Below are 15,409 nucleotides of genomic sequence, written 5' to 3' on the forward strand. Positions count from 1 at the left end.
TCGTGACGGGGTTCAGAACTCGAGCCCGGCTTCGCGGGCCGCGTCGGCCAGCGCGGCGATCCGCCCCGCGTACCGGTTGCCACCGCGGTCGAAGACGACCTTGCCGATCCCGGCGGCCTTGGCCCGCTCGGCGACGAGCGCGCCGACCTTGCCGGCCAGGGCGCTCTTGTCGCCCTCGGCACCCCGGATCGAGTCGTCCATGGTCGAGGCGGAGACCAGCGTGTGGCCCTTGCCGTCGTCCACGATCTGCGCGGTGATGTGCCGCAGCGAGCGGGTGACCACGAGACGCGGCCGCTCGGCGGTGCCGAAGACGGTCTTGCGGACCCGGAAGTGCCGCCGCGCCCGCCCGACGGCGCGCTGGGCGGCAACCCCGCGACGGCGCTTGAGCAGCGTGGCGCTCACTTCTTACCTGCCTTTCCGGCCTTGCGGCGAATCACTTCGCCCTGGTACTTGACGCCCTTGCCCTTGTACGGCTCCGGCGGGCGGATCTTCCGGATGTTGGCGGCCACCTCGCCGACCTGCTGCTTGTCGATGCCGGCCACGTGGAACAGGGTGGGCCGCTCGACGGTGAAGGTGATCCCGGACGGGGCCTTCACCTGCACCGGGTGCGAGAACCCGAGCGCGAACTCCAGGTCGCTGCCCTTGGCGGTGACCCGGTAACCGGTACCGGCGATCTCCAGGGTCTTGCGGTAGCCCTCGGTCACCCCGACGATCATGTTCGCCACCAGGGTACGACTCAGGCCGTGCAGCTCCTTGGCCCTGCGCTCGTCGTTCGGCCGGTTGACGTGCAGCTGGCCGTCCTCGCCCCGCTCCGCCGTGATCGGCTCGGCAAGGGTGTGCGACAGCTCGCCCTTGGGTCCCTTGACCTTGACGGTGGAGCCGTCGATGGTCACCTCGACGCCGGACGGCACCGGGATCGACTTACGTCCAATACGCGACATATCTCTCTGTCTCCCGTTACCAGACGAAGGCGAGGACTTCCCCGCCAACGCTCCGCTTGCGGGCCTGCCGGTCGGTAAGCAGTCCCTGGGACGTCGAGATGATCGCCACACCCAGGCCACCGAGCACCCGCGGGAGCCCGTCGGACTTGGCGTACACCCGAAGGCCGGGCTTGGACACGCGCTTGATGCCGGCCAGGCTCCGTTCCCGGTTCTGGCCGTACTTCAGCTCGACGACCAGTCGCTTGCCGACGGCGCCCTCCTCGGGCTCCTCGACCGACCAGGTCGCGATGTAGCCCTCGGACTTGAGGACCTCGGCGATGTTCGCCTTGATCTTCGAGTAGGGCATCGTCACCCGGTCGTGGTACGCCTGGTTGGCGTTACGCAGACGCGTCAGCATGTCTGCGATCGGGTCGGTCATCGTCATGGATTTCGTCAGCCTTTCTCGCCGGGGTTCCCGGGGCACTGGCCCGGGCCTGCGGCGTTGCGATCCTCGCCCCGGACATCGGCCGGAACGTGGCTGGGCCCAAAGCGGACGGCGGCATCTTCTCCGCTCCGCCGCCCGCGGATGGGGCGCAGTGTCACCAGGAAGCCTTCGACACGCCGGGCAGCTCACCGCGGTGGGCCATCTCCCGGATGCAGACCCGGCAGAGGCCGAACTTGCGGTAGACCGCCTTCGGCCGACCGCACCGCTGGCAGCGGGTGTACGCGCGAACCGAGAACTTCGGCTTCGCGGCGGCCTTGAGGATCAGCGCCTTCTTCGCCATATCAGTCCTCAGTTCTCCTTGAACGGGAAGCCCAGGAGCTTGAGTAGCGCCCGGCCCTCGTCGTCGGTCTTGGCGGTGGTCACCACCGTGATGTCCATGCCCCGCACCCGGTCGATCCGGTCCTGGTCGATCTCGTGGAAGACCGACTGCTCGGTCAGACCGAACGTGTAGTTGCCGTTCCCGTCGAGCTTGCGCCCGTCGAGGCCGCGGAAATCCCGGATCCGGGGCAGCGCGATGGAGAGCAGCCGGTCGAGGAACTCCCACATCCGGTCACCGCGCAGGGTCACCTTGGCACCGATCGGCATGCCCTCGCGGAGCTTGAACTGCGCGATGGACTTGCGGGCCCGGCGTACCTGCGGCTTCTGGCCGGAGATGGTGGCCAGGTCGCGTACGGCGCCGTCGATCAGCTTCGCGTCCCGGGCTGCCTCGCCGACACCCATGTTGACGACGATCTTGACCAGTCCGGGCACCTGCATCGGGTTGCCGTACTGGAACTGCTCGCGCAGCTGGCCCACGATCTCTTCGCGGTAGCGCTGCTTGAGCCGGGGCAGCGTCTTGGTCTCGGTTGCCGTCATCACAGGTCCTTACCGGTGCTGCGCGCGATGCGGACCTTCTGGCCGCCCTCGTCGATCCGGTACCCGACGCGGGTCGGGTTGCCGTCGGAGTCCAGGACCATCACGTTCGAGACGTGGATCGCGGCCTCCTGGGTGACGATGCCGCCGGTCTTCGCGCCGCGCTGGGTGGTGCGGATGCGGGTGTGCTTCTTGACCCGGTTCACGCCCTCGACCAGGACCTTGTCCTGCCGCGGGTAGGCCGCGATGACCTTGCCCTTGGCACCCTTGTCCTTGCCGGCGATGACGATCACCGTGTCGCCCTTCTTGACCTTCACGGTTTACAACACCTCCGGCGCGAGCGAGATGATCTTCATGAACCGCTTGTCCCGCAGCTCACGGCCAACCGGGCCGAAGATGCGGGTACCGCGCGGGTCGCCACCATCCTTGATGATCACGGCCGCGTTCTCGTCGAATCGGATGTACGAGCCGTCCGGCCGCCGCTTCTCCTTCGCGGTGCGGACGACGACCGCCTTGACGACGTCGCCCTTCTTCACACCGGCACCGGGGATGGCGTCCTTGACCGTGGCCACGATGACGTCGCCGATGCTCGCGTAGCGCCGACCGGAGCCACCGAGCACCCGGATGCACAGGATCTCCCGGGCACCCGTGTTGTCGGCGACGCGCAGTCGCGACTCCTGCTGAATCACGTCTATCTCCTATGTCTGCCAGTTCTCAGCCGGCGGCACGTCCGGCATGCCTTTCGACCGAGGTCGGCTGCCGGCTGAGCTTGGCGGAACCCTGAGCCTGCGGTACGGCTCCTACTTGGCCTTCTCGAGGATCTCCACTACCCGCCACCGCTTGGTGGCGGAGAGCGGACGGGTCTCCATGAGCAGCACCCGGTCGCCCACGCCGCACGCGTTCTGCTCGTCGTGCGCCTTCAGCTTGCTGGTGCGGCGCATGACCTTGCCGTACAGCGCGTGCTTGACCCGGTCCTCGACCTCGACGACCACGGTCTTTTCCATCTTGTCGCTCACCACGAGGCCCTCGCGGACCTTGCGCTGGGGCCGCGCCTGCGCGGCGGTGGTCGTTTCGTCACTCATGATGCAGTCACCTCAGTCGGCGCGGCCGAAAGCCCAAGCTCACGCTCACGCATGATCGTGTAGATCCGGGCGATCTCCCGGCGGATGACCTGGAGCCGGCGGTTGTTGTCCAGCTGACCGGTCGCCCCCTGGACGCGGAGGTTGAACAGCTCCGCCTTGGCCTCCCGGAGCCGGCTCACCAGTTCCTCCTCGGAGAGCTCACGCAGCTCGCTGGCCTTGACGCCCGCGGCCATCAGCTTTCACCCACTTCGCGCGTCACAATGCGGCACTTCATCGGGAGCTTGTGGATCGCGCGACGCATCGCCTCTCGCGCGATCTGCTCGTTGGGGAAGGACATCTCGAAGAGCACCCGCCCCGGCTTGATGTTGGCGACCCACCACTCCGGCGAGCCCTTACCGGAACCCATCCGGGTCTCGGCGGGCTTCTTGGTCAGGGCCTGGTCCGGGAAGACGGTGATCCAGACCTTGCCACCACGCTTGATGTGCCGGGTCATCGCGATACGCGCCGACTCGATCTGCCGGTTGGTCACGTACGCGGGCTCGAGCGCCTGGATACCGAACTCGCCGAACACCACCCGGGTGCCACCCTTGGCCGCGCCGTGGCGGTCGGGGTGGTGCGGCTTGCGGAACCCCTTCGGGGGCTTGCGCGGCATCAGCATCTGTCAGCCCTCCTGCGCTGAGCTGTCCGTTCCGGCGGAACCCGCCGGAGCCGCCGCGGCCGGAGCCGCCGCGGCGCTGTCGTTCGTCGCCTCGGCGGGCGGCCCGGAGATCTCCGCCTGCGCGGCCCGGCCCGCCTCGGTCCCACCGGCGGTGGTGCCGGAGGAGCCGGAGCGGCCACGACGCGGCCGGTCGGGGCGGTCGCCCCGCTCGCGGCGCGGACGTGCCGGACCCGCCTCGGCCGGGGCCTCCCGACCGGGTACGGCGTCGCCCTTGTAGATCCAGACCTTCACGCCGATCCGGCCGAAGGTGGTCCGGGCCTCGAAGAAGCCGTACTCGATGTTGGCCCGCAGCGTGTGCAGCGGCACCCGGCCCTCGCGGTAGAACTCGGTACGGCTCATCTCGGCGCCGCCGAGCCGGCCGGAGACCTGCACCCGGATGCCCCGCACCAGCGGGTTCTTCATCGCGGACTGCATGGCCTTACGCATCGCCCGCCGGAAGCTGACCCGGCTGGAGAGCTGCTCGGCCACGCCCTGCGCGACGAGCTGCGCGTCCGACTCCGGGCTCTTCACCTCGAGGATGTTGAGCTGCACCTGCTTGCCGGTCAGCTTCTCCAGCTCGCCACGGATCCGGTCGGCCTCCGCGCCCTTACGGCCGATCACGATGCCCGGCCGGGCGGTGTGGATGTCGACCCGGACCCGGTCCCGGGTCCGCTCGATGTCGACCTTGGAGATGCCGGCCCGCTCCAGGCCCTTGGACATCATCCGCCGGATCTTGACGTCCTCGGCGATGTAGTCCTTGTAGAGCTTGTCCGCGTACCAGCGCGACTTCCAGTCGGTCGAGATGCCGAGCCGGAACCCGTGCGGGTGAACCTTCTGACCCATTACTCGGCACCCTCCGTCTTGCTCTGCGTCTGGCCGCCCTCGCTCGCGGCCGGCTCCGTCGCCTTGGCCGGCTCCGTCGGCTCGGTCGCCCTGGCCGGCTCCGCCGCCTTGGTCGCCTTGGCCGGTGCGGCCTTCTTCGCCGCGCCCCGCCCGGTCGGCGCCGCCGGCGCCACGGCCTCCACCACGACGGTGATGTGGCAGGTCCGCTTGCGGATCCGGTAGGCCCGGCCCTGCGCCCGGGGCTGGAACCGCTTCATCGTCGGGCCCTCGTCCACGAACGCCTCGCTGACGAGCAGCGCGTCGGGGTCCAGCCGCTCGTTGTTCTCCGCGTTGGCGATCGCGCTCGCGAGCACCTTGTAAACCTGCTCACTCGCCGCCTGCGGCGCGAACTGCAGCACCGTGAGCGCCTCCTTCGCGGGCAGACCGCGGACGAGGTTGACCACCCGGCGCGCCTTGGTCGGCGAGATGCGCACGTGTCGCGCAACCGCCCGCGCGCCCGGAAGCACCGGAGCGTCGCCCTTTACTGGCATCGCTGAAACCCCTTGATCCTTTATCCGTGGTCGGCGCTCAGCGCCGGCGGCTCTTCCGGTCGTCCTTCTCGTGACCCTTGAACGTGCGGGTCAGCGCAAACTCACCGAGCTTGTGCCCGACCATCGCCTCGGTGATGAACACCGGGACGTGCTTGCGCCCGTCGTGCACGGCGATCGTGTGCCCGAGCATGTCCGGGATGATCGTCGAGCGGCGCGACCAGGTCTTGATGACGTTCTTCGAGCCCTTCTCGTTCTGCGTCTCCACCTTCTTGAGCAGGTGGTCGTCGATGAACGGGCCCTTCTTCAGGCTGCGAGGCATATCTACCTATCTCCCTTAGCCGCGCTTACGGGTGGCGTAGCGGCGGCGGACGATGAGGCGGTCGCTCGCCTTGCCCTTCTGCCGGGTACGACCCTCGGGCTTACCCTGCGGGTTCACCGGGTGACGACCACCGGAGGTCTTGCCCTCACCACCGCCGTGCGGGTGGTCGACCGGGTTCATCGCCACACCACGGACGGTCGGGCGGCGGCCCTTCCAGCGCATCCGGCCGGCCTTACCCCAGTTGATGTTCGACTGGTCGGCGTTGCCGATCTCACCGATGGTGGCCCGGCAGCGCACGTCCACCCGCCGGATCTCGCCGGAGGGCATCCGCAGCGTGGCGTACGCGCCCTCCCGGCCCAGCAGCTGGATGCCGACGCCGGCCGAGCGGGCCAGCTTGGCACCGCCGCCCGGACGCAGCTCCACCGCGTGGATGGTGGAACCCACCGGGATGTTGCGCAGCGGCAGGTTGTTGCCCGGCTTGATGTCGGCGCTCGGCCCGGACTCGACCCGGTCGCCCTGCTTCAGGTCCTTCGGCGCGATGATGTACCGCTTCTCGCCGTCGGCGTAGTGCAGCAGCGCGATCCGCGCGGTGCGGTTCGGGTCGTACTCGATGTGCGCGACCTTCGCCGGCACGCCGTCCTTGTCGACCCGCTTGAAGTCGATCAGACGGTACTGCCGCTTGTGCCCGCCACCGTGGTGCCGCGTGGTGATCCGGCCGTGGGCGTTGCGCCCGCCCTTCTTCGGCAGCGGGACCAGCAGCGACTTCTCCGGCGTCGACCGGGTGATCTCGGCGAAGTCGGCGACGCTGGAGCCACGCCGGCCCGGCGTCGTCGGCTTGTACTTACGGATAGCCATTGTCTATACCCCTCAGCTGACCGGGCCGCCGAAGGCCTCGATGCGGTCGCCCTCGGCCAGCTTCACCATTGCCCGCTTGGTGTTCTTGCGCTTTCCGTACCCGGTGCGGGTGCGCTTGCGCTTGCCCTCGCGGTTGGCCGTGTTGACGGTCAGTACGCGGACGTTGAAGATCTGCTGGATAGCGATCTTGATCTGCGTCTTGTTGGCGTCCGGGTGCACCAGGAACGTGTACCAGTTCTGGTCGAGAACGCTGTAGCTCTTCTCCGAGACGACCGGCGCGAAGATGATGTCCCGCGGGTCGGCGATGGTGGTCACTTGTCGCTCTCCTCACCCTGCGCCCCACCACGGCCGCCCAGGAACTCGTCCAGGGCCTCCCTGGTGAAGACCACGTCGTCGGCCACCAGCACGTCGTACGTGTTGAGCTGGCCGGCCTCCAGCAGGTGCACCCGGGGCTCGTTGCGCAGCGAGAGCCAGTTCAGCTCGTCGGTGCGGCTGAGCACCACCAGCACCCGCCTGGCCTCGGTCGCCTTGCGCAGCACGCCGAGCGCCGTCTTGGTCGACGGCGTCTCGCCGGTGACGAAGGTCTCGACCACGTGCACCTGACCGTTGCGGGCCCGGTCCGAGAGGGCGCCACGCAGGGCGGCGGCCTTCATCTTCTTCGGGGTCCGCTGGCTGTAGTCACGCGGGACCGGCCCGTGCACGACGCCACCGCCGGCGAACTGCGGCGCGCGGATCGAACCCTGCCGGGCCCGCCCGGTGCCCTTCTGCTTGTAGGGCTTCTTGCCGCCGCCGGCGACCTCGCCCCGGGTCTTGGTCTTGTGCGTGCCCTGCCGCGCGGCGGCGAGCTGGGCGACGACGACCTGGTGCATCAGCGCGATGTTCGCCTGCGCGTCGAAGACCTCGGCCGGCAGCTCGACGGAGCCGCTCTTGGTCCCCTCGGCGTTCAATACGTCGACGGTGGTCACAGCGCTCGTCCTCCGTTCGCGACTGCGGGGCTCGCAAGCTCACTCCTCGCGCTCACTTTGCGCCGCCCTTCTTCGCCTCGGTCTTGGCCGCGGAGCGGACCAGCACCAGCGCGCCCTTGGGGCCGGGGATGGCACCGCGGACCAGCAGGATGTTGTTCTCCAGGTCGACCGCCTGGACGGTGAGGTTCTGCACGGTGTACCGCGCCCCACCCATCCGGCCGGCCATCCGGACGCCCTTGAAGACCCGGCCCGGGGTGGCGCAGGCGCCGATCGAGCCCGGCGAGCGGTGCTTGCGCTCGACACCGTGGCTGGCGCGCAGGCCGTGGAAGCCGTGCCGCTTCATCACACCGGCGAAGCCCTTGCCCTTGGTCCGGCCGGTCACGTCGACGGTCGCGCCCGGCGCGAAGGTCTCGACGTTGACCTCCTGGCCCAGCTCGTAGTCGGTCGCGTCGGTGGTGCGCAGCTCGACGATGTGCCGGCGCGGTGCCACCTCGGCCTTGGCGTAGTGGCCGCTGATCGGCTTCTTGACCTTCCGGGGGTCGATCGCGCCGTACGCCAGCTGGACCGCGGAGTAGCCGTCCTTCTCAGCGGTGCGGACCTGGGTGACGACACACGGTCCGGCCTGCACCACGGTCACCGGGACAACCTTGTTGTTGTCCCAGACCTGGGTCATGCCGAGCTTGGCGCCCAGGATGCCCTTCACTTGCCTGTCCATTAGTCCGGTCCCTACAGCTTGATCTCGATGTCGACGCCAGCCGGCAGGTCGAGGCGCATGAGCGAGTCGACCGTCTTGGGGGTCGGGTCGATGATGTCGATCAGACGCTTGTGCGTGCGCATCTCGAAGTGCTCACGCGAGTCCTTGTACTTGTGCGGCGAACGGATCACGCAGAAACGGTTGATCTCCGTGGGCAGCGGCACCGGGCCCGCGACCTGAGCCCCGGTACGCGTCACCGTCTCAACGATCTTGCGCGCCGAGGAGTCGACCACCTCGTGGTCGTACGCCTTGAGCCGGATGCGGATCTTCTGTCCCGCCATGGTGGCCTCTGTTCCTTCTCTCGCCTTGTCCGTCCCGCCCGCCCGCTGCCGCGGAGCGCGCTCCCGGGTGGGGAGCGGGATGTTCCATGCCGGGCGCGGGCGCTGCCCAGTTCCCGTGCTGTCCGACCCCCGCGGTCGGGCGTGTCGCACCCCGGGGCCGGACTCCACCCCGGAGAGTTCCGAGGCGGTCCCGCCCGTGCGGGAAGTTTCGGGGCGCCGGTGGTAGATCAACTACCCCCGGACGCCCAGCAAGGGTGGTTGACTGCTGGGCAGCCAACCACCCCGCCGGTACGCAACCTGACCAGTATGCCGTACTACCGCACGGCAACGCTAATCGGGGTTACCTGAATTACTTTACGATCTTCGTGACGAACCCGGCGCCGACCGTCCGGCCACCCTCACGGATCGCGAACTTGAGGTTCTCCTCCATCGCGATCGGCTGGATCAGCTTGACGGACATCGTGGTGTTGTCACCCGGCATGACCATCTCGGTGCCCTCGGGCAGCGTGACGACGCCGGTAACGTCCGTGGTCCGGAAGTAGAACTGCGGACGGTAGTTCTGGAAGAACGGGGTGTGCCGGCCGCCCTCCTCCTTGGAGAGGATGTAGACGGTCGCCTCGAACTCCGTGTGCGGAGTGGTGGTGCCGGGCTTGACGACCACCATGCCGCGCTCGACGTCCTCGCGCTTGATGCCCCGGAGCAGCAGGCCGACGTTCTCGCCCGCACGGGCCTCGTCCAGCAGCTTGCGGAACATCTCGATGCCGGTGCAGACCGTCTTCTGCGACTTCTCGCGGATACCGACGAGCTCCACCTCCTCGTTCGGCTTGAGGATGCCACGCTCGGCGCGGCCGGTCACCACGGTGCCCCGACCGGTGATCGTGAAGACGTCCTCGATCGGCATCAGGAACGGCTTCTCGGTCTCCCGCTCCGGCTGCGGAATGGCGGTGTCGACGGCGCTCATCAGGTCCATGAGCTTGTCGGTCCACTCCGGGTCGCCCTCGAGGGCCTTCAGCGCCGAGACCCGGACGACCGGCAGGTCGTCACCCGGGTACTCCTGCGCCGAGAGCAGCTCGCGGACCTCGAGCTCGACGAGCTCCAGCAGCTCCTCGTCGTCGACCATGTCGCTCTTGTTCAGCGCCACGACGATGTACGGCACGCCGACCTGGCGGGCCAGCAGCACGTGCTCGCGGGTCTGCGGCATCGGGCCGTCGGTCGCCGCGACCACCAGGATCGCGCCGTCCATCTGCGCGGCACCGGTGATCATGTTCTTGATGTAGTCGGCGTGACCGGGGCAGTCGACGTGCGCGTAGTGCCGCGCCTCGGTCTGGTACTCGACGTGCGCGATCGAGATCGTGATGCCCCGGGCCTTCTCCTCCGGCGCCTTGTCGATCTCGTCGAACGGCGTGTACGGGTTCAGGTCCGGCATCCTGTCGTGCAGGACCTTGGTGATGGCCGCCGTCAGCGTCGTCTTACCGTGGTCGATGTGACCAATGGTGCCGATGTTGACGTGCGGCTTAGTCCGCTCGAACTTCGCCTTCGCCACTGGTGTCCTCCTGTGGACTTCTTGGTTCGTACGCCCGGCACGCCATTCGGCGCTCAGGACTCTGTCGACAGCCTTTCCGACCGAGGATTCCCGATCGGGAAGTCATGTGGGTCTTGCGGCGGTGAAACCTTCAGGCCCGGTCTCGCAGCCCGGCCCGTGGGCGCCGCGGGCGAGATTACCCGCCCGCGACACTCGCGGAATCACCGGCCCGGCAACGGGTCAGTGCGCGTTTCCGCTCACTCGCCCGTCGCCTTCGCGATGATCTCCTTCGCCACGCTCGCGGGAACCTCGGCGTAGGAGTCGAACTGCATGCTGTAGCTAGCCCGGCCCTGGGTCTTCGACCGCAGGTCGCCGACATAGCCGAACATCTCCGACAGCGGCACCAGGGCCCGGACGATGCGAGCGCCGCTGCGCTCCTCCATCGCCTGGATGATGCCTCGGCGGGAGTTCAGGTCGCCGATCACGTCGCCCATGTTCTCCTCGGGCGTGGTGACCTCGACGGACATCATCGGTTCGAGCAGTGCCGGGTCGGCCTTGCGGGCCGCCTCCTTCAGCACCATCGAACCGGCGATCTTGAAGGCCATTTCCGACGAGTCGACCTCGTGGTACTGGCCGTCCAGCAGGGTGAGCTTCAGCCCGACCAGCGGGAAGCCGGCGAGGATGCCGTACTGCATGGCGTCCTGCGCACCGGCGTCCACCGACGGGATGAACTCCCGCGGAATCCGGCCACCGGTCACCGCGTTGGCGAACTCGTACGTCGGCGAGTCGTTGTCCAGCGGCAGCGGCTCCAGGCTGACGATGACCCGGGCGTACTGCCCCGAACCACCGGTCTGCTTCTTGTGGGTGTACTCGATCTTGTCCACCTTGCGGCGGATGGTCTCCCGGTACGCCACCTGCGGCTTGCCGATGTTCGCCTCGACGTTGAACTCGCGGCGCATCCGGTCCACCAGGATGTCCAGGTGCAGCTCGCCCATGCCGGAGATGACGGTCTGGCCGGTCTCCTCGTCGAGCTTGACCCGGAAGGTCGGGTCCTCCTCGGCGAGCCGCTGGATGGCGGTGCTGAGCTTCTCCTGGTCGGCCTTGGTCTTCGGCTCGATCGCCACCTCGATGACCGGCTCGGGGAAGGTCATCGACTCCAGGATGACCGGGTTGGCCGGGTCGCAGAGGGTGTCGCCGGTGGTGGTCTGCTTGAGGCCCTGCACCGCGATGATGTCGCCAGCCTGGGCCGAGCTGCGCTCTTCCCGCTTGTTGGCGTGCATCTGGTAGATCTTGCCGATCCGCTCCTTGCGGTCCTTGGTGGAGTTGATCACCTGCGATCCGGACTCCACCGTGCCCGAGTAGACCCGGACGTAGGTCAGCTTGCCCAGGTGCTTGTCGGTCTGGATCTTGAAGGCCAGTCCGGAGAACGGCTCCTTGCGGTCCGGCTTGCGCTGCAGCGGGGTCTCGCCGTCGGTCGCGGTGCCCTCGATGGCCGGGATGTCCAGCGGCGACGGGAGGTAGTCCACCACCGCGTCGAGCATCGGCTGGACGCCCTTGTTCTTGAAGGCCGAGCCGCAGAGCACCGGGTTGGCCTTGCCACCGATGGTGGCCCGCCGGATGGCGGCCTTGATCGCGTCGACCGAGAGCTCCTCGCCCTCGAGGTACTTCTCCATCACCGAGTCGTCGACGTCGGCGAGCGTCTCGATCAGCTTCTCGCGCCACTCGGCGGCCTGGTCGGCGAGCTCGGCCGGGATCTCCTCGACCGCGTAGTCCTCGCCCTTCTGGGTCTCGCCGCGCCAGGTCAGCGCGCGCATCCCGACCAGGTCGACGACGCCGATGTGCTCGGCCTCGGTCCCGATCGGGATCTGCAGCACCAGCGGGGTGGCGTTGAGCCGATCGATCATCATCTGCACGCAGCGGAAGAAGTCGGCTCCGGTCCGGTCGAGCTTGTTGACGAAGCACATCCGCGGGACGTTGTACTTGTCGGCCTGCCGCCAGACGTTCTCCGTCTGCGGCTCCACACCGGCGACACCGTCGTAGACGGCGACCGCACCGTCGAGCACCCGCAGCGACCGCTCGACCTCGACCGTGAAGTCGACGTGGCCGGGCGTGTCGATGATCTGGATCGTGTGGCCCTTCCACTCACACTTGGTGGCGGCGGAGGTGATGGTGATCCCCCGCTCCTGCTCCTGCTCCATCCAGTCCATGACGGCGGCGCCCTCGTGGACCTCACCGATCTTGTAGGTGATGCCGGTGTAGAACAGGATCCGCTCGGTGGTAGTGGTCTTACCGGCATCGATGTGCGCCATGATGCCGATGTTGCGTACGTTGGCGAGCGCGTCTGCGGCGGCCACTTCAATCCCTACTTGTCGTCTCGTCGGTGTGATCGCGACCGGTGCCGGGTCCCGGCGCGGTGCGACCGCGCCGGAACCCGGATGGTCGTTACCAGCGGTAGTGCGCGAAGGCCTTGTTGGACTCGGCCATCTTGTGGGTGTCCTCACGCCGCTTCACGGCGGCGCCAAGACCGTTGCTCGCGTCCAGCAGCTCGTTCATCAGCCGCTCGACCATCGTCTTCTCCCGGCGGGCCCGGGAGTAGGTGACCAGCCAGCGCAGGCCCAGCGTGGTGGCACGCTGCGGCTTGACCTCGACCGGCACCTGGTAGGTCGCGCCACCGACCCGGCGGCTGCGGACCTCCAGGGTCGGCTTCACGTTGTCCATCGCCCGCTTGAGGGTGACCACGGGGTCGGTGCCGGACTTCTCCCGGCAGCCCTCCAGGGCCTCGTAGACGATGCGCTCGGCGAGCTGCCGCTTGCCGCGCAGCAGGATCTTGTTCACCAGCTGGGTGACCAGCGGGGAGTTGTACACCGGGTCGGCGACCAGCGGCCGGCGCGGAGCAGGGCCCTTACGCGGCATGTCAGCTCTTCTCCTTCTTCGCGCCGTAGCGGCTGCGGGCCTGCTTGCGGTTGCGGACACCCTGGGTGTCCAGCGAACCGCGGACGATCTTGTAACGCACGCCCGGAAGGTCCTTCACCCGGCCACCGCGGACCAGCACGAGGGAGTGCTCCTGGAGGTTGTGCCCGACGCCCGGGATGTAGGCGGTCACCTCGATCTGGCTGCTGAGCTTCACCCGAGCGACCTTGCGCAGCGCGGAGTTCGGCTTCTTGGGGGTGGTGGTGTACACGCGCGTGCACACGCCGCGCCGCTGGGGACTTCCCTTCAGCGCCGGCGTCTTGGTCTTACTCGTCTTCGCCTGGCGGCCCTTGCGGACCAACTGCTGGATCGTGGGCACCGGGTTTTCCGCTCCCTTCGGCCGCCCTCTGCGACCGCGCCGTGTGTCTTAGCCGCCCGTCGACGGGTGGCTCTCTTACCTTCCAACCAGGGCCGTCTTCCGGCGGTCCCGGCACCCGCGGTCGGGCGTGTCGCCCGTTCACGGTTTCCGCCGCCGCTCGTCGACGCCGGATTCCAGCTCGCCGGCACGCCGGGGGCGTAGCCGACTCGTTTCGACTGTGTCGTGACGTTGCCCGATCGCCATGGGCTCGGGCACACGCACGAGTTGCCCGGGCAGGCCCGGGCACGAGAGGAAAGAGTACCTACCGTGAGTGGGCACGTCAAAACAGGACTCCGGAAGGTTGTCGGGCAACCCCCGGCCAGGCCCGGATCTCCGCGTCGCTCCCGAAAAGCACTGCCGGTTGTCAAGTGTACCGGCTGATCCCACGATCGGCCCGTCGGCCCGGCAACCCGACAGGCCACCCACCGCCGACGCGGGCCACCGACGCCCCTGCCCGGGCCTTCTAGAGCAGTTGCAGCAGCACCGACACGGCCACCGCGAGCACGGTCAGGGCCAGGCCGACACCGGCACAGCCCAGCCCGGCGATCGCCAGTCCCCGGCCGGTGAACCGGACCGGCGGTGCGGTCGGATCGGCCCCGGGCGCCCGCCCACGGCCACCCGGCCAGCCCGACCGGCCGCCGGCAGACGTCTGCCGGCGGCCCAGCTCGCCGAGGAGCACGCCGGCCAGGCCGAGCAGCCCGGCGAGTACCGCGAAGGCGCCGGCCACCCAGCCGCCCCAGTCGTTCGGACTGCTGCCGGCCAGGCCCAGGCAACCCGCGGTGAAGGCGACGAGCACGGATGCGATCCCGGTCACCAGCGAGGCCACCGCCGGCCCCGAGGTCACCGGCGCCACCGCCAGGTGCACCAGCCCGAACGGCGTACCGGGGACGGCGTCGACCCGACTCGGTGCCCGCACCGACTCCCGGGGCGGCGGCGCCACCGCCGGTCCGCCACCGCCGCCCGCACCCGGTCCGGCGGCCGGCAGGGACATCGTCGGGTACCCGGGACGCGGCACAGCGCCGGGGCGGGCCTCCGGCATCGGGTACGCCGCACCGGTGGCCGACCCGCGCACCCCTGTCGACCCGGCAGCCGCGGCCACCGGCCCCGGCCCGGAGATCGGGATCGCGGGGACAGGGCCGGAGCCGGAGCCGGGCGCTCCCGGCGTCTGTCCGGCGGCCGCCCCCGGCCAGGCCGGGCCGGAGTTCCCGGTCGCCGGTCCGGTTGTCGCCGCCGGGGCGGGCCGGGCCCATTCGCTGGCCGCCGCGCCAGGGTCGCCGGCGGCACCGACCGACGACGTCGGCGCAGCCGTCGGCAGCGTGTACGAGGGCTCGTGGTAGCGGGACTGCTGCCCGTCCGGCAGCCCCGGGGTCTCGTCCGCCGCGCGCTCCACCTGCGGTGGCTGCGCCTCCTCCGTCACGAAACTCCCCCTGGAAAGCACCGGCCGCCGACCACGGCGGAACTGACCGGCCGGGCGTCGACCGGAACCGACACGTCGTGTCGAGGCCAGGTTACCGTCGCGCGGCCAGGTCAGCCCCGCCCGGTCCTGGCGGGGTCGCGGTCAGTCGACGCCGGGCGCGAAGTCCCGGCCGACCGAGCCGTTCGCCAGGTTCACCACGCCGACCACGGTCGCCGTCACCACGGCGGTGGCGGCGAGGACGATCCCGGCCCAGGCCAGCCGCTCGCCGCGACGCAGCCAGGCCGCGCCGGTCAGGTAACCCCCGGAGGCGTACGCCTCGCGGCGGGCCTGCCGGGCCAGCAGCATCGCCACCGTCGCCGGCACGATCCCGCCGACAAGTGCGCCGGTGAGCAGCGCCACCAGTCCGAGCGCGAAGACCGCGCGCGACTTTGTCGAACGGACCGGATCCGGGTCGAGCGGATGGCGGGTGGCCGGACCGGCTGCCGGCGTCGTCGTCACGGGGTCAGCCTACCCACCCCGGCGGCCCCGGCCGGAAAAGC

23 protein-coding genes and 1 pseudogene are annotated in these 15,409 nt (G+C 69.3%); all 24 read right to left on the reverse strand.

Translation table 11 applies throughout. The features are described 5' to 3' along the window. Positions 1–12: 12 nt before the first annotated feature. The 24 genes and pseudogenes from rplR to ACN28A_RS08975 all read right to left on the reverse strand — a co-directional run bounded on the left by rplR (position 13) and on the right by ACN28A_RS08975 (position 15,368). Positions 13–390, reverse strand: coding sequence for a 50S ribosomal protein L18 (gene rplR / locus ACN28A_RS08860; protein ID WP_347404872.1), 378 nt, complete (start codon positions 388–390; stop codon positions 13–15). Positions 391–398: 8 nt separating this feature from the next. Beyond that, entirely contained in the window at positions 399–941 is a 543-nt protein-coding gene (gene rplF / locus ACN28A_RS08865; RefSeq protein ID WP_421394001.1) for a 50S ribosomal protein L6, read from the reverse strand. Between the two features lie 16 nt (positions 942–957). Further along, on the reverse strand, positions 958–1,365 hold the full coding sequence (gene rpsH, locus ACN28A_RS08870; RefSeq protein ID WP_018784557.1) for a 30S ribosomal protein S8: 408 nt from the start codon (positions 1,363–1,365) through the stop codon (positions 958–960). Positions 1,366–1,519: 154 nt separating this feature from the next. Then, positions 1,520–1,705, reverse strand: a complete 186-nt coding sequence (locus tag ACN28A_RS08875; protein ID WP_007073023.1) for a type Z 30S ribosomal protein S14 — start codon at positions 1,703–1,705, stop codon at positions 1,520–1,522. 8 nt (positions 1,706–1,713) lie between these two features. Next, entirely contained in the window at positions 1,714–2,283 is a 570-nt protein-coding gene (gene rplE, locus ACN28A_RS08880; RefSeq protein ID WP_107260891.1) for a 50S ribosomal protein L5, read from the reverse strand. Beyond that, positions 2,280–2,594 carry a 50S ribosomal protein L24 gene (rplX, locus tag ACN28A_RS08885; RefSeq protein ID WP_278064264.1) on the reverse strand — a complete coding sequence of 105 codons (315 nt, stop codon included), beginning with the start codon at positions 2,592–2,594 and terminating at the stop codon, positions 2,280–2,282. Before rplX ends, rplE begins: the two co-directional genes overlap by 4 nt. Before the next feature lie 3 nt (positions 2,595–2,597). Then, positions 2,598–2,966, reverse strand: a complete 369-nt coding sequence (gene rplN, locus ACN28A_RS08890; RefSeq protein WP_007073026.1) for a 50S ribosomal protein L14 — start codon at positions 2,964–2,966, stop codon at positions 2,598–2,600. Positions 2,967–3,077: 111 nt separating this feature from the next. Then, a complete protein-coding gene (rpsQ, locus tag ACN28A_RS08895; RefSeq protein WP_278064265.1) occupies positions 3,078–3,359 on the reverse strand; it encodes a 30S ribosomal protein S17 in 282 nt (93 codons plus the stop codon). Then, positions 3,356–3,592, reverse strand: coding sequence for a 50S ribosomal protein L29 (rpmC, locus tag ACN28A_RS08900; RefSeq protein WP_278064266.1), 237 nt, complete (start codon positions 3,590–3,592; stop codon positions 3,356–3,358). The genes rpsQ and rpmC overlap by 4 nt, the downstream gene beginning before the upstream one ends. After that, positions 3,592–4,017: a 50S ribosomal protein L16 gene (gene rplP, locus ACN28A_RS08905; RefSeq protein WP_346258309.1), complete on the reverse strand. Its 426-nt coding sequence runs from the start codon at positions 4,015–4,017 to the stop codon at positions 3,592–3,594. The genes rpmC and rplP overlap by 1 nt, the downstream gene beginning before the upstream one ends. Positions 4,018–4,020: 3 nt before the next feature. Further along, complete coding sequence (gene rpsC, locus ACN28A_RS08910; protein ID WP_421394006.1) at positions 4,021–4,899, reverse strand: 30S ribosomal protein S3; 879 nt, start codon at positions 4,897–4,899, stop codon at positions 4,021–4,023. Between the two features lie 71 nt (positions 4,900–4,970). Further along, positions 4,971–5,429 (reverse strand): annotated as a pseudogene (gene rplV, locus ACN28A_RS08915) (50S ribosomal protein L22); the annotation flags it as partial. 37 nt (positions 5,430–5,466) lie between these two features. Next, on the reverse strand, positions 5,467–5,748 hold the full coding sequence (gene rpsS, locus ACN28A_RS08920) for a 30S ribosomal protein S19 (protein WP_101368142.1): 282 nt from the start codon (positions 5,746–5,748) through the stop codon (positions 5,467–5,469). 15 nt (positions 5,749–5,763) lie between these two features. Next, positions 5,764–6,603 carry a 50S ribosomal protein L2 gene (rplB, locus tag ACN28A_RS08925; RefSeq protein ID WP_421394008.1) on the reverse strand — a complete coding sequence of 280 codons (840 nt, stop codon included), beginning with the start codon at positions 6,601–6,603 and terminating at the stop codon, positions 5,764–5,766. A gap of 12 nt (positions 6,604–6,615) precedes the next feature. Further along, positions 6,616–6,918 (reverse strand): 50S ribosomal protein L23, encoded by a 303-nt coding sequence (gene rplW / locus ACN28A_RS08930; protein WP_421394009.1) that lies wholly within the window; start codon positions 6,916–6,918, stop codon positions 6,616–6,618. Beyond that, positions 6,915–7,568, reverse strand: a complete 654-nt coding sequence (rplD, locus tag ACN28A_RS08935) for a 50S ribosomal protein L4 (RefSeq protein WP_421394010.1) — start codon at positions 7,566–7,568, stop codon at positions 6,915–6,917. Before rplD ends, rplW begins: the two co-directional genes overlap by 4 nt. A 52-nt stretch (positions 7,569–7,620) precedes the next feature. Beyond that, on the reverse strand, positions 7,621–8,283 hold the full coding sequence (gene rplC / locus ACN28A_RS08940) for a 50S ribosomal protein L3 (protein ID WP_421394012.1): 663 nt from the start codon (positions 8,281–8,283) through the stop codon (positions 7,621–7,623). Between the two features lie 11 nt (positions 8,284–8,294). Next, entirely contained in the window at positions 8,295–8,603 is a 309-nt protein-coding gene (gene rpsJ / locus ACN28A_RS08945) for a 30S ribosomal protein S10 (protein WP_007073037.1), read from the reverse strand. 349 nt (positions 8,604–8,952) lie between these two features. Beyond that, positions 8,953–10,146 carry an elongation factor Tu gene (gene tuf / locus ACN28A_RS08950; RefSeq protein WP_101368147.1) on the reverse strand — a complete coding sequence of 398 codons (1,194 nt, stop codon included), beginning with the start codon at positions 10,144–10,146 and terminating at the stop codon, positions 8,953–8,955. A 236-nt stretch (positions 10,147–10,382) separates the two neighbouring features. Continuing rightward, the gene (fusA, locus tag ACN28A_RS08955; protein ID WP_421394015.1) at positions 10,383–12,479 is read right to left on the reverse strand and encodes an elongation factor G; all 2,097 of its coding nucleotides are present in this window, start codon (positions 12,477–12,479) and stop codon (positions 10,383–10,385) included. An 88-nt stretch (positions 12,480–12,567) separates the two neighbouring features. Further along, on the reverse strand, positions 12,568–13,038 hold the full coding sequence (gene rpsG / locus ACN28A_RS08960) for a 30S ribosomal protein S7 (RefSeq protein WP_101368149.1): 471 nt from the start codon (positions 13,036–13,038) through the stop codon (positions 12,568–12,570). Between the two features lies 1 nt (position 13,039). Next, on the reverse strand, positions 13,040–13,414 hold the full coding sequence (rpsL, locus tag ACN28A_RS08965) for a 30S ribosomal protein S12 (RefSeq protein WP_101368150.1): 375 nt from the start codon (positions 13,412–13,414) through the stop codon (positions 13,040–13,042). A gap of 502 nt (positions 13,415–13,916) precedes the next feature. Beyond that, positions 13,917–14,870: a hypothetical protein gene (locus tag ACN28A_RS08970; protein ID WP_421394017.1), complete on the reverse strand. Its 954-nt coding sequence runs from the start codon at positions 14,868–14,870 to the stop codon at positions 13,917–13,919. A 141-nt stretch (positions 14,871–15,011) separates the two neighbouring features. Beyond that, positions 15,012–15,368, reverse strand: coding sequence for a hypothetical protein (locus ACN28A_RS08975; protein ID WP_421394018.1), 357 nt, complete (start codon positions 15,366–15,368; stop codon positions 15,012–15,014). Positions 15,369–15,409 lie beyond the last annotated feature (41 nt).

Origin of the sequence: Plantactinospora sp. WMMB782 (assembly GCF_049179135.1) — a bacterium.
Taxonomy (GTDB): domain Bacteria; phylum Actinomycetota; class Actinomycetes; order Mycobacteriales; family Micromonosporaceae; genus Plantactinospora.

Coding starts and splice junctions, on each gene's coding strand:
- rplF (WP_421394001.1), bottom strand. CDS start 941: ATGTCGCGTATTGGACGTAAGTCGATCCCGGTGCCGTCCGGCGTCGAG.
- rpsH (WP_018784557.1), bottom strand. CDS start 1,365: ATGACGATGACCGACCCGATCGCAGACATGCTGACGCGTCTGCGTAAC.
- ACN28A_RS08875 (WP_007073023.1), bottom strand. CDS start 1,705: ATGGCGAAGAAGGCGCTGATCCTCAAGGCCGCCGCGAAGCCGAAGTTC.
- rpsQ (WP_278064265.1), bottom strand. CDS start 3,359: ATGAGTGACGAAACGACCACCGCCGCGCAGGCGCGGCCCCAGCGCAAG.
- rpmC (WP_278064266.1), bottom strand. CDS start 3,592: ATGGCCGCGGGCGTCAAGGCCAGCGAGCTGCGTGAGCTCTCCGAGGAG.
- rplP (WP_346258309.1), bottom strand. CDS start 4,017: ATGCTGATGCCGCGCAAGCCCCCGAAGGGGTTCCGCAAGCCGCACCAC.
- rpsC (WP_421394006.1), bottom strand. CDS start 4,899: ATGGGTCAGAAGGTTCACCCGCACGGGTTCCGGCTCGGCATCTCGACC.
- rpsS (WP_101368142.1), bottom strand. CDS start 5,748: ATGCCTCGCAGCCTGAAGAAGGGCCCGTTCATCGACGACCACCTGCTC.
- rplB (WP_421394008.1), bottom strand. CDS start 6,603: ATGGCTATCCGTAAGTACAAGCCGACGACGCCGGGCCGGCGTGGCTCC.
- rplC (WP_421394012.1), bottom strand. CDS start 8,283: ATGGACAGGCAAGTGAAGGGCATCCTGGGCGCCAAGCTCGGCATGACC.
- rpsJ (WP_007073037.1), bottom strand. CDS start 8,603: ATGGCGGGACAGAAGATCCGCATCCGGCTCAAGGCGTACGACCACGAG.
- rpsG (WP_101368149.1), bottom strand. CDS start 13,038: ATGCCGCGTAAGGGCCCTGCTCCGCGCCGGCCGCTGGTCGCCGACCCG.